13 protein-coding genes and 1 pseudogene are annotated in these 16,755 nt (G+C 71.3%); 6 read left to right on the top strand and 8 right to left on the bottom strand.

Going from position 1 to position 16,755, the window contains the following annotated elements:
- Positions 1–163: 163 nt before the first annotated feature.
- Both ACIQ7Q_RS10025 and ACIQ7Q_RS10020 read right to left on the bottom strand, forming a co-directional pair.
- The gene (locus ACIQ7Q_RS10025; protein ID WP_403858514.1) at positions 164–2,293 is read right to left on the bottom strand and encodes a SpoIIE family protein phosphatase; all 2,130 of its coding nucleotides are present in this window, start codon (positions 2,291–2,293) and stop codon (positions 164–166) included.
- A gap of 329 nt (positions 2,294–2,622) precedes the next feature.
- Positions 2,623–3,756: a cation diffusion facilitator family transporter gene (locus ACIQ7Q_RS10020; protein ID WP_403858512.1), complete on the bottom strand. Its 1,134-nt coding sequence runs from the start codon at positions 3,754–3,756 to the stop codon at positions 2,623–2,625.
- Positions 3,757–4,101: 345 nt separating this feature from the next.
- Between ACIQ7Q_RS10020 and ACIQ7Q_RS10015 the strand changes: the two are divergent.
- Together ACIQ7Q_RS10015 and ACIQ7Q_RS10010 are read left to right on the top strand one after the other, a co-directional pair.
- Positions 4,102–4,413, top strand: a pseudogene (locus ACIQ7Q_RS10015) (diiron oxygenase); the annotation flags it as partial.
- A 60-nt stretch (positions 4,414–4,473) separates the two neighbouring features.
- Positions 4,474–6,006 carry a flavin-containing monooxygenase gene (locus ACIQ7Q_RS10010; protein WP_403858510.1) on the top strand — a complete coding sequence of 511 codons (1,533 nt, stop codon included), beginning with the start codon at positions 4,474–4,476 and terminating at the stop codon, positions 6,004–6,006.
- A 16-nt stretch (positions 6,007–6,022) separates the two neighbouring features.
- On the opposite strand, the gene ACIQ7Q_RS10005 is transcribed toward ACIQ7Q_RS10010, so the two are convergent.
- The 3 genes from ACIQ7Q_RS10005 to ACIQ7Q_RS09995 form a co-directional block, all read right to left on the bottom strand.
- Positions 6,023–6,763: a flavodoxin family protein gene (locus tag ACIQ7Q_RS10005; protein ID WP_403858508.1), complete on the bottom strand. Its 741-nt coding sequence runs from the start codon at positions 6,761–6,763 to the stop codon at positions 6,023–6,025.
- Positions 6,760–8,865: a SpoIIE family protein phosphatase gene (locus ACIQ7Q_RS10000; RefSeq protein WP_403858507.1), complete on the bottom strand. Its 2,106-nt coding sequence runs from the start codon at positions 8,863–8,865 to the stop codon at positions 6,760–6,762. The genes ACIQ7Q_RS10005 and ACIQ7Q_RS10000 overlap by 4 nt, the downstream gene beginning before the upstream one ends.
- A gap of 257 nt (positions 8,866–9,122) precedes the next feature.
- Positions 9,123–10,043 (bottom strand): EamA family transporter, encoded by a 921-nt coding sequence (locus ACIQ7Q_RS09995; protein ID WP_403858505.1) that lies wholly within the window; start codon positions 10,041–10,043, stop codon positions 9,123–9,125.
- Positions 10,044–10,127: 84 nt separating this feature from the next.
- Between ACIQ7Q_RS09995 and ACIQ7Q_RS09990 the strand changes: the two genes are divergently transcribed.
- Positions 10,128–11,054 carry a LysR family transcriptional regulator gene (locus ACIQ7Q_RS09990; RefSeq protein WP_403858503.1) on the top strand — a complete coding sequence of 309 codons (927 nt, stop codon included), beginning with the start codon at positions 10,128–10,130 and terminating at the stop codon, positions 11,052–11,054.
- Between the two features lie 155 nt (positions 11,055–11,209).
- Here ACIQ7Q_RS09990 and ACIQ7Q_RS09985 read toward each other — a convergent pair whose 3' ends face one another.
- Complete coding sequence (locus tag ACIQ7Q_RS09985) at positions 11,210–12,421, bottom strand: saccharopine dehydrogenase family protein (protein WP_403858501.1); 1,212 nt, start codon at positions 12,419–12,421, stop codon at positions 11,210–11,212.
- Between the two features lie 112 nt (positions 12,422–12,533).
- Between ACIQ7Q_RS09985 and ACIQ7Q_RS09980 the strand changes: the two genes are divergently transcribed.
- A complete protein-coding gene (locus ACIQ7Q_RS09980) occupies positions 12,534–13,250 on the top strand; it encodes a TetR/AcrR family transcriptional regulator (RefSeq protein ID WP_403858499.1) in 717 nt (238 codons plus the stop codon).
- 219 nt (positions 13,251–13,469) lie between these two features.
- Here ACIQ7Q_RS09980 and ACIQ7Q_RS09975 read toward each other — a convergent pair whose 3' ends face one another.
- Both ACIQ7Q_RS09975 and ACIQ7Q_RS09970 read right to left on the bottom strand, forming a co-directional pair.
- Complete coding sequence (locus tag ACIQ7Q_RS09975) at positions 13,470–14,015, bottom strand: DUF6328 family protein (protein ID WP_403858497.1); 546 nt, start codon at positions 14,013–14,015, stop codon at positions 13,470–13,472.
- A 211-nt stretch (positions 14,016–14,226) separates the two neighbouring features.
- Positions 14,227–14,664, bottom strand: coding sequence for a nitroreductase family deazaflavin-dependent oxidoreductase (locus tag ACIQ7Q_RS09970; RefSeq protein WP_403858495.1), 438 nt, complete (start codon positions 14,662–14,664; stop codon positions 14,227–14,229).
- A gap of 632 nt (positions 14,665–15,296) precedes the next feature.
- Here ACIQ7Q_RS09970 and ACIQ7Q_RS09965 point away from each other — a divergent pair.
- Positions 15,297–16,355, top strand: a complete 1,059-nt coding sequence (locus ACIQ7Q_RS09965; RefSeq protein WP_403858493.1) for an NAD(P)/FAD-dependent oxidoreductase — start codon at positions 15,297–15,299, stop codon at positions 16,353–16,355.
- A 105-nt stretch (positions 16,356–16,460) separates the two neighbouring features.
- The gene (locus ACIQ7Q_RS09960; RefSeq protein ID WP_403858491.1) at positions 16,461–16,730 is read left to right on the top strand and encodes a hypothetical protein; all 270 of its coding nucleotides are present in this window, start codon (positions 16,461–16,463) and stop codon (positions 16,728–16,730) included.
- The last annotated feature ends 25 nt before the right edge of the window (positions 16,731–16,755 follow it).

Raw genomic sequence — 16,755 nt, 5'->3', positions numbered from 1 at the left:
GAGAGCAGTGACCGAGTGTAGGAGGTGGCGTGTGCGCTCCTTGCGGCACCCCTTTCCCCCGCTGCCGCCGCTGGCCCGCGCGACTCCTCCCTCACCGCTGTGACCTGGGAGAACGGCGGTCAGGGTACCCGGCGAGGGCGAGTGGGCGGGGTCAGGAGCTGTCTCACAGAGCGGTCGCGTCGGATTCCGGGAGGGCCTGCTCGGCCCAGATCGTCTTCCCCGAGGGGCTGTGCCGGGTCCCCCAGCGGTCGGTGAGACTCGCCACGAGCAGCAGTCCGCGTCCGCCTTCGTCGAAGATCCGGGCCCGGCGCAGATGGGGCGCGGTGCTGCTGCCGTCGGACACCTCGCAGATGAGCGAGGCATCCCGGATGAGGCGCAGTCGGATGGGGTCGCCGCCGTAGCGGATGGCGTTGGTGACGAGTTCGCTGACGACCAGTTCGGTGGTGAAGGCGGCGTCGCCCAGGCCCCACTCCTCCAGCTGGGCCGAGGCGTGCCTGCGGGCGTCGGCTACGACCGAGGGATCGGCGGGCAGGTCCCAGGAGGCGTGGCGGTGGGCGTCCAGCCGGTGGCTGCGGGCAAGGAGCAGGGCGACGTCGTCGGGCGGGCTCTCCACCAGCATGGCGCCCATGACGGTGTCGCAGGTCTCCTCGAGCGACGCCGGCGGACGGGCGAGGGTCTTGCGCAGCAGGGCGAGCGAGGTGTCGACGTCCCGCCCCGACGCCTCGGTCAGGCCGTCGGTGTACAGGGCGAGCAGGGTGCCCTCCGGCAGCTCGAACTCCGCCGCTTCGAACGGCAGCCCCCCGACGCCCAGGGGCGGGCCGCTCGGCAGGCCGAGCAGGGGCGCGGCGCCGTCGGGCCGGACGAGTACCGGCTCGGGATGGCCGGCGCTCGCCATGGTGCAGCGCCCCGAGACCGGGTCGTACACCGCGTACAGACACGTCGCCCCCGCCACGGGCGAGCTGTCGGCGGCGTCCCCCGCCTCCTCGCGGTCCAGCTTCTGGACGAGGTCGTCCAACTGGGTGAGCAGCTCGTCCGGAGCCAGGTCCACCTCGGCCAGGGTCCGTACGGCGGTGCGCAGACGTCCCATGGTCGCCGAGGCCTGGACACCGTGGCCGATGACATCGCCGACGACGAGGGCGACCCTGGCCCCCGACAGCGGGATGACGTCGAACCAGTCCCCTCCGATGCCGGCGCCCGTGGAGTTCGGCAGATAGCGGGAAGCAACTTCCACCGCCCGCTGCCGCGCCGTCCGGCGGGGCAGCAGACTCCGCTGCAGGGCGAGGGCCGTGGCGCGCTCGCGGGTGTAGCGGCGGGCGTTGTCGACGCACACGGCGGCGCGGGCCGCGAGTTCCGCGGCCAGTTGCCGATCGCGTTCGTCGAACGGATCCGGCCTGCGGTGGCGGCAGAACAAGGCCATGCCGAGGGTGGTGCCCCGAGCCTGGAGCGGTGCCATGATCGCGGAGTGGATCCGGTGGTCGCGCATGCTGCGGACCCGCTGGGGGTCGGCTCCGCTCCACGTGCGCAGGACCTCCTCGTCGACGGCGTGTCTCGCGGCCTCCCCCCGGGCCAGCGCGCGGCCCACGGCCGAGTCGCGGTCGAAGGAGTGCGTCGCCCCCAGCGGAACCACCGCCTCCGGACAGTCCTCCAGCACGGACGCCTGGGCCGTCCGGCAGAAGACGATGGTGTCCGTGCCGCCGACCGGCCGTCCTTCCTCGCCCACGAGGACCGAGGCGAGCAGGTCGACGGCGACGAAGTCGGCGAAGTTCTCCGTGGCGAGCTCCGCGAGCTCCTCCGCGGTACGGCCCAGATCGAGCGTGCTGCCGATGCGCCGACTGGCCTCGTTCAGCACGGCCATGCGCTGCCGCGCCCGGTACTGCTCCGTGGTGTCCTGCGAAACCATCGCCACCCCCTGGACGGCGCCCGTGTCGTCCTTCACAGGGGACAGAACGACCACGCTCGCGTCCTCCGGGCTGCCGACGGGACGCAGGCAGGTCGCGTGGGTCCGGGGCTCGCCGATCCTCATCACCTGCTCCATGGCCTCTTCGAGGCCTTCCGCGCCGTCGGCCAGGGCGCCCGGGGCCACCTCGCCCGTTCGCAGACCGATCAGCTGCTCCACCGGTCTGCCTGCCCTGCCGCAGGCTGCCGTATTGGCGGCGACGAGCCGCAGGTTGCGGTCGAAGAACGTGACGGGGACGGGCAACTGCTCCAGGATCCGCCGCTGCAGTTCCGGGCCGGGCAGCACCGGGTTCCGCCCGGCGCTGTCGTCCGGCGGACCGGTCACGTGTTGGGCCATCGGGTCTCCACTCGCCCTCTCGCACCGCGCCGCACACTGTCCCAGGAACCGCTCCCGGCTCTCCCAGCATGCTCCCGCGCCGCTGCCCGCTCAACTGCCGGTTCCGGACATCAGGGCGGCCTCGACGCACGGAGCCCGGCCCGGGCTTCGCCTCCCGCTGTGCTGCGAGAGGGCTCACCCGCGATGAGCCCAGGGGCAGCGGCCGACGTCGGACCGACGGGCGCGATGGGCCGACTGGAGTACGCCTCGGCGCGTGCGCCTGACGTCCTGCCCGCGTCCCCTGCTACGACCGCCGGAGCCGCGCGGGCGCTGCGCGACCACCCGGCCGCTCAGGCTCCGTGATGCGCGAGGAGCAGGTGGGGGTCGGGGGCGTCCGGGGTCGGGGCGGGGTCGGTGTGGACCAGGGCCGCGGTGAGTCTCGGCACGGCGTGCAGCAGCGCGTGCTCGGCGTCGACGGCGACCTGATGGGCCTGCCGTACGCTCAGTTCGCCGTCGACGACGACGACGAGTTCGGCACGGAGCCGGTGCCCGGTCCAGCGCAGCCTGAGTTCACTCACCGCCTGTACGCCGGGCACCTCGCGGAGCGCCCGCTCGGCCGCGTCGACAAGTGCGGGATCCACCGCGTCCATCACGCGCCGGAACACCTCGCGGCAGGCGTCGCGCAGCACGAACAGGATCGCGGCGGTGATGGCGAGGCCGACCACGGGGTCGGCCACCCGCCAGCCGAGGGCCGTACCGGTCGCGGCCAACAGGACTGCGAGGGACGTGAATCCGTCCGTACGGGCATGCAGGCCGTCCGCGACCAGTGCGGCCGAACCGATCTCCCGGCCGACGCGGATCCGGTAGCGGGCCACCCACTCGTTGCCGAGGAATCCGATGACGGCCGCCGCGGCAACGGCGGGCAGGTAGCCGATCTCGCGCGGGTTCAGCAGCCGGTCGACGGCCGTCCAGGCGGCGAACCCGGCGGAGGCGGCGATGGTCAGCACGATGACGATTCCGGCCAGGTCCTCCGCTCGCCCGTAGCCGTACGTGAAACGCCTGTTGGCAGCGCGGCGGCCGAGGACGAAGGCCACGCCGAGGGGTACGGCGGTGAGGGCGTCCGCGGCGTTGTGCACGCTGTCGCCGAGCAGGGCGACCGACCCGGAGAGCACCACCACGACGGCCTGCGCCGCAGCCGTGATCCCCAGAACGCCCAGGGAGATCCACAGGGCGCTCATGCCCTTGGCGGAGGATTCCAGGGCGCTGTCGACCTTGTCCGACGCGTCGTGCGTGTGAGGCTTCAGCAGGTGGCCCAGCCGGTGCCGCCACGACGCCCGGCGGCCCGGCACACGATCGTGGTCGTGGGTTCGGCCGTCGTGATGGGCGTGCCCGGGGTTACGACCGTGCTCGTGGTGGTCGTGGTGCTGGTGGCGCTCGTGCTCGTGGTGCCCGTGGTGGTGGGTGCTTCCGTGGTGATCGCTCACGAAATCGCCTTCCGACGCGAGGCTGAGGTCGACGTGGGGCTGCGCCACCCATTATCCGGCCGGATCCGCCCGAAGGGGCACGGCGGGCGAACTGCTCGCCGCCGAGGGCCCCGTGCGGCGGACGGTCCCCGGATTTCCGCCGACGGATTTCTTACTCGGGGGTAGGCCGGCCCGACGCCCTTGCTATACAGTCCGTCTAACAAGCGGCCGGCACAACCGGACCGCTCCACTCCGCTGCCTCCGTCCCGCCGAGCGGGGCAGCACGGAACGACCGACGCCCGTGACAACGCCCCGTACACCACAGCGAACAAGGAACGTCACACACCCGAATCGAGGAGCCCCAGCATGGCAAGCAGCACCGTTCGGCCGCAGGACCGGAGCCGACTCGACGACGACGTCGCCCGGCGACTGCTCGACTCGGCCGCGACGCTGGCGTACGACCCCGCCACGGAGGTCGACTGGGAGACGCCGCCGGACGAGGACTTCCACGGCGCGAGCCCCGAGTGGAGCACGCTGTACGGCACGCCCTACTGGCACGAACTCACCGATGCGCAGCGCAAGGCGCTGACGCGCCAGGAGGCCGCGTCCGTCGCCGGCACCGGCATCTGGTTCGAGCCGCGCAGACCGGCGGATCTGATCACGGACATGTCGTCCAGGGTCAAGGATCTGTCGCGTCAGGCCAATTGTTACTGAATGTGGTTCCGGACACTGGGAAGCATGACGCACACCGCAGACACCTCCACCGCCGGCTCCGACGCCCCCGCCGAGCACATCGACGTCGTCGTCGTGGGCGCCGGTCTGTCCGGCGTCGGCGCGGGGTACCGGCTCCAGACGGAGTGCCCGGAGCGCTCGTACGCGATCCTCGAGGCGCGGCACTCCATGGGGGGAACCTGGGACCTGTTCCGTTACCCGGGTGTGCGCTCCGACTCCGACATGTTCACGTTGGGCTACCCGTTCAAGCCGTGGCGGGCTGCGAAGGTGCTCGCCGACGGCAGGTCCATCCTGAGCTACATCGAGGAGACGGCGGCGCAGTTCGGCATCGACCGCAGGATCCGCTACGGCACCAAGGTGGTCGGCGCCGACTGGTCCACCGAGACGGGCCGTTGGACCCTGACCCTCCAGCGCACCGGTGCGGACGGCAGCGTCACCCTGACCACCCTGACGTGCGACTTCCTGTACTGCTGCGCGGGCTACTACGACTACGACCGGGGACACGCGCCCGAGTTCGCGGGGATCGACGCGTTCGAAGGCACGGTGGTGCACCCGCAGTTCTGGCCCGACGGGCTGGACTACGCGGGCAAGCGGGTGGTGGTCATCGGCAGCGGCGCCACCGCCGTCACTCTGGTGCCCTCGATGGCGGAGAGCGCCGCGCATGTCACCATGCTGCAGCGCACGCCGACCTGGATCGGCTCGCTCCCGTCACGGGACAGGCTGGCCGACGGCATCCGCGCCGTACTGCCCGCGGGCGCTGCGCATCGGCTGGTGCGGACCAAGAACATCCTCTTCGCCATCGGCCTCTATCAGTTCTGCCGGCGCAACCCGAAGGCGGCGCGACGCCTGCTGACAGGGATCAACAAGCGCATCGTTCAGGACGACCGGCTGGTCGAGGACCATCTGACGCCCACCTACGACCCATGGGACCAGCGGCTGTGCGCCGTCCCCGACGCCGATCTGTTCAAGGCGCTGAAGACGGGTACGGCCGCGATCGTCACCGACCACATCGACCGGTTCGTCCCCGAGGGCGTCCGGCTGCGGTCCGGCCGTGTCCTGGAGGCGGACGTGGTCGTGACCGCCACGGGGCTGCGGCTGCTGGCCTTCGGCGGCATCACTCCGCACGTCGACGGCGAACCGGTTGAGCTGAGCAAGCAGTTCGTGTGGCGCGGGGCGATGATGACCGGCGTCCCCAACTTCGCGATGTGCATCGGCTACACCAACGCCTCGTGGACCCTGCGCGCCGACCTCAGTTCCCGGCTGGTGTGCAAGGTGCTCAACCACATGCGCGACAACGACTACGCGGCGGTGGAACCGCGGCCCACGACCACGCTGAACGAGCGCCCGCTGCTCGACCTGGCCTCCGGGTACGTCCAGCGCGCCATCGACGCGTTCCCCCGCCAGGGCGACCGCAGCCCGTGGAAGGTCAGGCAGAACTACGTGCTCGATGCCGCGACGACGATGCGCGCCAACCTGCACAGGACCCTCGCGCCCACTCCTGCGGACGCCGTGCGCCGGCCCGGTGGCGTACGGGCGTGACCGGCCCGGGAAGCGTTCAGCGGTGTTCGGGATTGGGGAAGTCGAATCGGCAGCCCGCGTCCCACTCGGACCGCTGGTTGCCGTGGGCGGGGATGCCACCTGCGCGCTTGAGCATGGCCGCCAGATGCATCAGGTTCCAGGTCATGAAGGTGGTGTTGCGGTTGGTGAAGTCGTTCGCCGGGCCTCCGGAACCTTCGTCGAGATACGAGGGTCCCGGCCCCGCCTCACCGATCCACCCCGCGTCGGCCTGCGGGGGAATGGTGTAACCGAGGTGCTGGAGGCTGTAGAGGAGATTCATCGCGCAGTGCTTGACGCCGTCCTCGTTGCCGGTGATCAGACAGCCGCCGACGCGGCCGTAATAGGCGTACTGCCCACGGTCGTTGAGCAGGCTCGAGCAGGAGTAGAGCCGTTCGACGACCTGTTTCGTCACCGAGCTGTTGTCACCCAGCCAGATCGGCCCCGCGAGGACCAGGATGTCGGCGGCCAGCACCTGCTCGTAGAGCGCAGGCCACGCGTCCGTGGCCCAGCCGTGCTCGGTCATGTCCGGCCAGACGCCGGTCGCGATGTCGTGGTCGACGGCCCGGACGAGTTCGGTGGTGACGCCGTTGGCCTCCATCACCGCGCGGCTCTTGTCGATGAGCCCCCCGGTGTTGCTGACCTCCGGGGAGCGCTTGAGGGTGCAGTTGACGAACAGCGCGCGCAGGTCGTCGTAGCGCAGGCCGCCGTCGGTGGACGGCGAGGCGGCGGGGACGGTCATGGAGTCGCTCCTGGGGTGGGGCTGCCGTCGGGAGCGTACTGTCGCCGGCGGCGCACGCGTGCGAGGACGAGCACCGTGTCGTCGTCGGGAGGGTCGGGCCGCAGACGGGACAGGATGGTGTCCGCCGCTTCCTCCAGGTCGGCCGGTGCGCGTTGCAGTTCGGCGCGGGCCGCGGCCATGCCGCCCTCGATGTCCCGGCCGCGGTCTTCGATGAGGCCGTCGGTGTACAGCGCGAGAACAGCACCGTCGGGCAGGTCGATGTCCGTCGTGCCGAAGGGAAGGCCGCCGACCCCGAGGGGGATTCCCAGCACCTCGCTGATCGTCCTGACCGTGCCGTCCGGGTGAAGGACGAGCGGCGGCGGGTGGCCGGCGTTGGCGATGCGGGCGCGGCCGGTCTCGGGGTCGTAGAGGATGTAGAGGCAGGTCGCCAGTTCGATGCCTGCCTCCTGGGCGCAGGCGTCCAGTTCGCCGAGGAGAGCGTCCGGTTCCTGGTTGCTCCTGGCGAGTGCCTTGGCGGTGATGCGCAGCCTGCCCATGGCCGCGGCGGCGGGAACTCCGTGTCCCATGACGTCGCCGACGACGAGTGCGACGCGGTCGTCCGGCAGGTTGATCACGTCGTACCAGTCGCCGCCGACCTCGGTGATATGGCTGCCCGGTACATAGCGGTGGGCGACGTCGACGTAGGAGCTGGCCGCGAGGGCAGTGGGCAGCAGCGCGCGTTGGAGGGTGAGCGCGATGTGCTGGACCCGGCTGTAGAGCCGCGCGTTGTCGAGACACAGCGCGGCACGGGAGGCGAGCTCCCCGGCGAGAGTGAGGTCCTGCTCCGTGAAGGGCGGGCGGGCGGCGGAGCGGCCGAACATGGTGACGCCCTGGACCGTGCCCCGGGCGACGAGGGGTGCGAGGAGGATGCACTTCAGACCGCTGTCGATCAGGAGCCGGGCCCGGTCCTGGTGCATCACGGTCGTGGTGACGAAGTCCGCGTTCACCGCGACGGAGACGGGCCTGCCCGTGCGCAGCATCCGGTGGATGCTGGAGCCCGGCGGGTACGTCACCGTCTCGAGACCGCTCACGAGCTCGGTGGCGGGCGGCGGCAGGACCGTTCCTGAGGCGATTCTGTGGGTGACCAGTGGTAGTTGCGGGTCGAACACCTCGGACTCGTCCATCCACTGCACGACTTCGACGACACAGGCGTCGGCGAAGTCCGGTACCGCGGCCTCGACGAGTTCCCGGGCAGTCACCTCCACGTCGAGGGTGGTGCCGATGCGGGCCGTGGCGCGGTCGAGCAGTGCCAGCCTCTGCCGGGTCGCCGTCGCTTCGACGATGGCCTGTTCGCGGTCGGTCACGTCCACCAGCAGCCCGCCCACTCCGGGCCGGGTGTCGCCCGCCTGGCTCAGGGGGAACAGACTCACCGACCGAACCTGGTCGCGATCGGGGTGGCCCGGGGTGCGCAGACCGACCAGCGCGCCCACGACAGGCGGGCCGCCGGCGGCGACTGCGCGGAGCATCCGAAGAAATTCTTCTCCGTCAGTGGTGAGCATGACCTCGTCCATGCGCCGGCCGAGGTGCTCCTCGATGGGGAGACCGTCCATCTCGGCGAGCGCATGGTTGAGGTGGACGTACCGCAGCTCCTCGTCGAGCCTGACCAGGCCTATGGGGCAGGTCTCGAAAAGGGCGTCGAGGAAGACCAGGTTGGTCTTCACCCGGTCGAGCTCATCGCCGCGGCTCGCCAGGACCATGACGACGGAACCGGTGCCGGCGCCGGTCACGGGGAAGGCCCGGAAGCCGCACGGGAAGACCGTGCCGTCCCGGTGCCGGGCGGCAAGCCGGACCCGCCAGTATCCGAGTGTCCTGCCCCGCTCCCCCAGCCGCACGGACGCGGGCGGTTCCCCCCGGGGCGGCTTGGGGAAGAGCATGCCGGCGGGCCGGGAGAGCGCCGAGGCGGCGTCGTGCCCGAAGAGGTCCTTCGCGCCGGGGCCCCAATAGCAGATCCGGTCGTGCTCATCCATTCCGAAGACGGCGACCGGGATGTGCTCCAACAGTGTCCCGTGCTCGGACCAGAGCGGCGGGGGGCCCTGCGCGTTCCCCGCCCGGTCTGACGGCACGTGACTGTCCCTTCTGCTGCACGGCGCCTGGGCCCCTGCCGTGCCCACGGGAGGCGGGGCGGGGGCAAGACGTCCTTTTCGTCCATTGTGCAGAGGTCGAAGCCTGCGCGTAACCGAGGACGCCGCCCCGAGGTGGGGCCGGTGCCGTGCCGCGCTGTTGCCGAGGCCGGTGCCGTGCCGCGCTCGTCCTGGGGCACGTGCCGTGCCGCGCTCGTCCTGGGGCACGTGCCTTGCCGCGCTCGTTGTGGGCGAGCCGTTCAGCGACGGGACTCGGCCCGGGTGGCGCCGATACCGGCGGTGACGACCAATGCGGTGCCGGCCACCTGCAGGATCGCGGGCGTCTGCGCGATGAGGACCATGCCGGCCAGCAGGCTGACGGCGGGCTCCAGGCCGGCGAGCGTGCCGTAGGTGGTCTTGCCGATGCGCTGGAGCGCCTTCATCTCCAGCAGGAACGGCACCAGCGGCATGAGCACGGCGATGCCCGCCGCCGCGGCGGCCGTCTGCCAGGTGAGGGCCGCCAGGGCGCCCGGCGCGCCGAACGGCGCGGCGACGACCGCGGCGACCGCCAGGGACACGGCCAGTGCGTGCGGTGCGGAGAAGCGGCTTCCGACGTGCGCGGTGCCGACGACATAGAGCGCCCAGCAGGCCGCCGAGCCCAGACCGAAGAGGACACCGGTCAGGCTTGTGTCTCCGCTCCACGGCGAGGTGAGCAGGACCACGCCGGCTGCGGCGAGCCCCACCCAGACCAGGTCCTTGCGCCGGCGGGACGCGACGACCGCGACGGCGAGCGGGCCGAGGAATTCCAGCGCGGTGGCGGTGCCCAGGGGCAGACGCGCGGCGGCTTCGGAGAAGAACAGCATCATCCCGGCGCTGACCACGCCCAGCAGGCCGGTGACCAGCAGATCGCCGCGCGGGGTGGCTCGCAGCGTCCGCCACAGCGACCTGCCGGCGAACGCGACGAGGAAGAGCGCGGCGAAGGTCAGCCGCAGCCATGTCGTGCCTGCGGGGCCCAGGGATTGGAACAGCTCCGTCGCCAGGGCGCTGCCGGTGTGCAGCACGACCATGGCGACGAGAACGAGCGCAGGCCCCGGCAGACGGCGAGGGGCGGGCGCGGGGCCGGTGGCCGTCGGGGCCGGGACGGCGGCGGCGTCGGGGGCGGGTGTGTTGGTGGCGGTCACCGGGCCCATTGGACCGGGCACGTTATGTTTCTGTCCACGGGCTGAAAGTGGATCGATCAGCCACCATTGGTGGACAATGCCGCCATGACTGCGGACAGCGGCACAGAGAACCTGCCCGACCTGGGGCGGCTGCGGCTGCTGGTCGAGCTCCACCGACTGGGCACCATGGCGGCGGTGGCCGCGAGTACCGGTTACGGGACATCGGCCGTGTCCAAACATCTGGCCGTCCTGGAACAGGAAGTCGGTGTGCGGCTGCTGACCCCGGACGGCCGCCGGGTGCAGCTGACACCCGCCGGCGAGCGTCTGGTCGAGCACGCGGTGGGCATCCTCGCGGCGGTGGAGGAAGCCCAGGCGGAGCTGCGCGGGACGGCGGAGCCGGTCGGACGCGTGCGATTGGCGAGCTTCTACACGGCGGTCGAGCCGGTGGTGCTGCCGGCGCTGGCGCGCCTGCGGCAGCTGTATCCGCGGGTCACCGTGGAGGTCCACGAGCACGAGCCGGAGCACACGGCACGTCTGCTGCGCTCAGGCGGCATCGACCTGGGTGTCGTGTACGACTACAGCCTGGTGCCGCGGACGGTGCCGCCCGAGCTGAGCGCCCGCCCGTTCGAGGAACAGCCGCTCCACCTCGCCGTCCCCGCCGGCCGCCCCGATGCCGACCGTCCCGTCGCCGTGTCCGAACTCGCGGAGTTCGCCGGAACGGGCTGGATCGCCAACTCGCGCGGCACTGATGACGACGAACTGGTGCACCGGGTGTGTGCGATCGCCGGATTCGTTCCCGGGATCGCTCACCGCGTGGACAGCTTGCACCTGGTCAACAGCCTGGTGGGAGCCGGCCTCGGGGTGGCACTGCTGGCCCGGTCGGGGATCGAACGGCACCGGACGGACGTCGCCTTCCGGCCGTTGGACCCGCTGGCCGGCATGCGCCGCAGTTCCCTGCTGGCACGTGCAGGCCAGTGGTCATGGCCACCGATCGCTGCTCTTGCCGAGGCCATCACGGACGGCCGACGGTGACCGCCCGGGGCGACCCGGGTCGTCGGACGGACGCGACCGAGGCCGATCGCAGAGGGCCTGCGGGATCAGTTGCCCCTTGAGCACGGGCCGCGCCTCTCAGCGCGCCTGACCCGGCACTCGTCCGACCCCCGGCACCGGGCGTCCGGTCACTGCTCTCACTGCTCGCGCAGGCCCCAGGGAGAGCCGTACTCCTTCAGCAGGTCGAGGAAGGGCACCGGCGGGAGGGCTTCCGGGCCGCGGACGCCGGTTTCCGCCCACACACCGCTCGCGACGAGTTCCAGGGCGACGACCGGGTTGATCGCCGTCTGCCAGACGACCGCCTGCGATCCGTACTCGCGCATCGACCACTGGTTGTCGACCACGTGGTACAGGTACACCTCGCGCGGAGCGCCGTCCTTGGTTCCCTTCACCCACGTGCCGGCGCAGGTCTTGCCGTGCATCCGGTCGCCGAGCGTGGCCGGGTCCGGCAGGCAGGCGGCGACGACGTCGCGCGGGGACACCTGTGCCCCGCCCGGGACGGTCACCTTGTCCGTCCGGTCGAGGCCGAGCTTGTGCAGCGTTTTCAGGGTCTCGATGAAGTCGTCACCGAGCCCGTACTTGAACGTGACCCTGCCGGCGTCCACCCAGCGCGGGATCAGCAGAACCTCCTCGTGCTCGACGTTGACGCACTCGACCGGGCCGATGCCCTCGGGAAAGTCGAAGACCTCGGGCTCGCTGAAGGGTGCCGTGGTGAACCAGCCCCGGTCCTTCTCCCAGATCACCGGCGGGTTGAGACATTCCTCGATGGTGGTCCAGATGGAGAAGGAGGGGGCGAAGTCGTAGCCGTCGACGGTGAGGTTCGCTCCGTCGCGGACGCCGATCTCGTCGATCGTGTCGAACAGTTCGTCCGCCGCGTACCGGGCGAACACGTCGGAGAGCCCCGGCTCGACCCCCATGCCGACGAGCGCCAGCCGCCCCACCTTCTCCCAGTCCGCGGCACGCTCGAACTGCGCGTCGCCGAGCTTGATCCCGCACTCCTCGTAGGGGCGGTCGCGGTGCGGATACGACAGCGACATCGCCATGTCGATGTAGTGGGCCCGCGCCTCGAGCGAGGCCTCGAAGAGCGGCATCACGAACCGCGGATCGGTGGCGTTCAGCAGCACGTCGCACCGTTCGGCCACGAGCAGCGCGGTGACCGCCTCCCGGTCGGAGGCATCGACCCGGACCGCGGTGAAACGGGCCCCGTCCTCGTCGAGCGCGGCGACCGCCGCCTCGGCGCGCGACAGGTCGTAGTCGGCGACGAGGATGTGGTCGAAGAAGGAGCGGCGGGCGGCGATCCGGGTGATCGCGGTGCCCACACCGCCGACGCCGATCAGCAGTACTCGCATGAGGAACGCCTTTCGTCGGGGGCCAGGGGCCCTGGTGCCGCCATGAAACGCGCCCTCGCCGGAACACGTCAATCGCGTTGGCATAAGCTCGACGGAGACGGAGGGAGCCCTCGTGGCGAAGCGGGTGGTGACGGAATCGGCGCGCCGGCGCAGGCGGCCGACGAAGAACGGCGTCGTTCTCTCGGAGCAGCTGATCGTGGAGACGGCGCTGCGGATGCTGAAGGAGCACGGCCGGGAGGGGTTGACGGTGCGGCGCCTCGGCACCGCGCTGGGAGCCGACCCGAGCAGCCTGTATCGGTACTTCCGCGGCACCGACGATCTGACGTTGGCGATAGCCGACGAGCTGATGGGCCGGGCGATGCGGGGGCGGCGGCCCGTGGGCGACTGGCGGGGCGATCTGCGAGATCTCGGGCTGCGGATCCACTCCGCCTATCTCGCGCACCCCCAGGCCGCCGTCCTCACGGCGAGTCGGGTCAGTGGCCGTGCGAACGAGATCGCCGCCGACGAGACGATCCTCGACGTACTGCGCTCGGCCGGATTCCCCGATCCGGAAGCGGTGCGGATCTACCAGGCCTTCATCGACCAGACGCTCGCCTTCGCGGCGCTCGACGCTGCGAGCCTCGCTCTTCCGGACACGGCGCGGACCGCTGACGAGACGGTCTGGCAGGCGACCTATGCCCGGCTGCCGGCGGACACCCATCCGAACATCGCCGCCACTGCGCCGCTGCTCGTCGCCCGCATGAACGAGAGCGCGTATCCGCACGCGCTGGACATGCTTCTGGACAGCGCCGAGGCGACGCTCACGGCGCTCACGGCGGTCCGGCGGTGAGGCGGTCCGGCGGTCCGGCGGTCCGGCGGTGAGGTGATCACGGCCCGGACGTGTATCGCTGAGCGCTGACTTCACCTTGACATGACGTCAATTTCCGCCGCGGGGCGCGCCCGTCGTGGGAGCGCTCCGTCTGAGCCCAACGCTCCGTCTGAGCCCAGGGCCTGTCCGACGAGTCGCACTCGGACAGGCCCTGGGCGCTACGTTTTCGGCCGCCGGAGGTCAGCCCCTGCCCCGCCGCTGAGCCTTGCGGCGAAGACGCAGGGGCAGCACGTACCAGCACAGTACGAACCACAACATGACGCCGCCGACGAGCAGTTCGGCCAGGAGGCTCGGCAGTACGACGTGGAGGATCAACAGCAGGGTGCAGCCGATGGTGAGGGCGAGCAGGACCATGCCGCAGACCATCAGCCGACTTGCGGCCTCGACGACCTCGTGCTTCATCCGCAGCCCGGACAGGAAGCGATGGATCGACACCGGTGCTATCAGCGCCCCCGTCGCCGAGGCGCCGAGTACCACGGTGACGACGTAAACGCTGCGGTCGAAGGTGGCGAGGTCACGGAAGGCCGGTGTGAAGGCCAGACTGAGCAGAAAGCCGAACAGAATCTGGACTCCGGTCTGTGCGACCCGCGTCTCCTGAAGGATTTCGTTCCACCGGCGATTGACCCGCTCGCGCGAACTCTCGGGCGGGCAACCGTTGTCAGCGGTTTCGTCGGGCGCGTCCCCCGTTCGGCTCGTGATGGTCGCGGACCGTTCCAGCATGGCCATAGAACCTCCTCGGTGGTGCGCGTGTACCCGCACGTCCGCGTCGTACGCCGACCTGCGCATATGGCGGGCAGTCACGCCCGGTGCCGCTTCTCTCCCGCACACACAGCCACTGATTGGGTGGTCCGGCCTCGCGGCCCATTCGGCATCCGGAACGGCCGGAACGGCGCCATGCCCGAGCCGTGCCGGACATGGTCGGCACGGCTCACACGGCTCACATCGGCGGAAGGAGCAGGAAGACCGGATGGCGCCTGGACTCGGTGGCGAACTCCTCGTCCGTACAAGTCGCGTTCACATCGAAGTACGGACGGGTCACCGGGACCTCCCGAAGGTACTGCCTCAGCACCGGGACGCTCTGCTGCGCATCCAGCTCCACGACGCGCAGACGCTCCGAGCGGCCACCCCGGCCGAGGGTGACGTCGCCGTTCACCCGCACATTGCGTACCCAGCTCGTGACTCCGTAGGCCGCCACCAGCCAGCGACGCCCGTCGGCCGCCATGACGTCGACCGGAATCGCGTACGGACGGCCGGTCTTCCTGCCCACCACGGTCAGCACATGCCGGTATCCCTTCCCCAGCCCCAGGCGCGTCATCGCGCGGAACACAGCGTTCACGGCCTTCGTCCCCGCACCGATCCGGTAGGTCTTCGCCATCACCGTTCCTCGTTTCCGCCGCCGCACTCCACGTCCCGCTCCCTCGCACAGCCGCCCTGCCCGGGGGCCCCGCGGCCACGCGACTGCGGATCAAGGGTCCCACAGGGCTGTGCCGCGCAAGTCCCGCCCTGGGGTGGTGCGTTGCACCGCAGGGCGCCAGTGAAGCAGCGTCGGCAGTGCGGTCAGGGCTCGATGTCGATGTCGTCGCGGTGGCTCCATGCTTCTTCCGGGGCGGCGGTCATCGCCGGCCAGTGGCGGTCGGTGGGAGGGGACATACCCGCGACTCATGGCGTCCCGGCCGGTAGGCGGGTTCGAAGAAGCAGTCCGTGCCGTAGGTACTCGGCAGCGCCACAGCCGTAGCCACGGAAGCGGGGGCCGGCCTGCGGCCGGTCTCGACCCAGCCCGCCGGCGAACGGCGGTCGGTGGCGTAGCCGGAGCCGCTGAGTCATGACGCCGGGACGCGGCGATGGCAACAGCCCGCCCTGGGACCGAGGTTGCGTTCTTGAAGTACGCGGCCCGCTGATGCGGCGGAGCCATGGCGCGGCGGCGGTGAATGGTCGGCCGGGACCCCACCCCTCCCATTCGTTTGCCAGAACAGCAAGTACGCTTGCCGTCATGACCGGCAAGCGAGCATGGTCGTCGTGGAGGTGGTCAAGGTGACCGATCAGCTGAGAGACGGGTATGACGTGGTGGTACTCGGCGGCGGGGCCGCCGGGCTGAGTGGGGCGATGATGCTCGCCCGGGCACGGCGGTCGGTGGCGGTGATCGACGCGGGCGCTCCGCGCAACGCCCCGGCGGCGGGCGTGCACGGATTGCTGGCCCGGGACGGTATGCGGCCGGCCGAGCTGCTGGCGCGCGGCCGCGCGGAGGCCCGCGAATACGGCGGTCATGTGGTGTCCGGTGAGGTCGCCGCGGTGACCCGTCACGGCGGGGAACCCTCCGAGCAAGGTTTCGAGGTGACGCTGGCCGACGGCAGGTCCGTCCGGGCCCGCCGGCTGCTGGTGGCCAGCGGTCTGGTCGACGAGCTGCCGGACATTGCCGGGCTGCGGGCCCGCTGGGGCAGGGACGTGGTGCACTGCCCGTACTGCCACGGCTGGGAGATCCGCGACCAGGCCATCGGAGTGCTGGCCGCCGGGCCGCTGTCCGTTCACCAGGCGCTGCTGTTCCGGCAGTGGAGCGACGACGTCACGATTTTCTCCCACACCACGGCTCCGCCGACCGCCGAGCAGGCGGAGCAACTGGCCGCCCGCGGCATCCGCGTGGTGGACGGCGAGGTGGCGTCACTGGAGATCGTCGACGACCGGCTCGTGGGCGTACGACTGAGCGACGGCACGGTCGTCGGCCGCGAAGCCGTCGCGGTCGCGCCGCGGATGGTGGCGCGCGCCGGATTCCTGGCGGACCTCGGGCTGCGGCCGGAGCAGCACCCGTCGGGGGCCGGTGAGCACATCCCGTGCGACGCCGGGGGCCGTACCGAGGCTCCCGGGGTGTGGGTCGCGGGCAACGTCACCGACCCGGCCGCCCAGGTCGGCGCGGCCGCGGCGGCGGGTGCTGCCGCAGCCGCCCAGATCAACGCCGACCTGATCGCGGAGGAGACCCGGCAGGCGGTGGCCGCCTACCGGAACCCGTTCTCGGCGGAGAACGAAGCACGCGTCGGCGTACTGGCGACGGGCGATCGTCGCCACGGTCTGTGACAGCGGAACGCGTCCATCGGTGACGGTCCTGTTCCCGTCGCGGCCGCGACGGCACTGAACCCGGAGCTCACCGCTCTGTCAGTGGTGGCTGCGATGCTTCCATGCATGGACGAGCAGATCATGCGGGGGCGTGTCTACGGAGCCGATCACGACGATCCGGATCCTGGGCCCCGACCGGGGCGCGCCTACGTCGAACTGGTCGGCGGGCCGCTCGACGGGCTGCTGCTGGACGTCACCGGCTGGACGGCCGGGCAGTTCCACGAAGGCGCGGCCCTGCCCACCGAACTCGGCCGCTACGGCGCCGGCGGTCGGGCACTGTACGGGCCGCGTATCGCGGATGCGCGGCGATTCGACTGGGAGGGCGACAGCCCCTGACAGCCGAGCCTGGAGCCGCCTCCCC

The sequence above is a fragment of the Streptomyces sp. NPDC096176 genome, from assembly GCF_044763255.1.
Classification (GTDB): Bacteria; Actinomycetota; Actinomycetes; order Streptomycetales; family Streptomycetaceae; genus Streptomyces.
The sequence above is the reverse complement of the archived record's forward strand: the minus strand, read 5'-3'. Positions and strand labels throughout refer to the sequence as shown.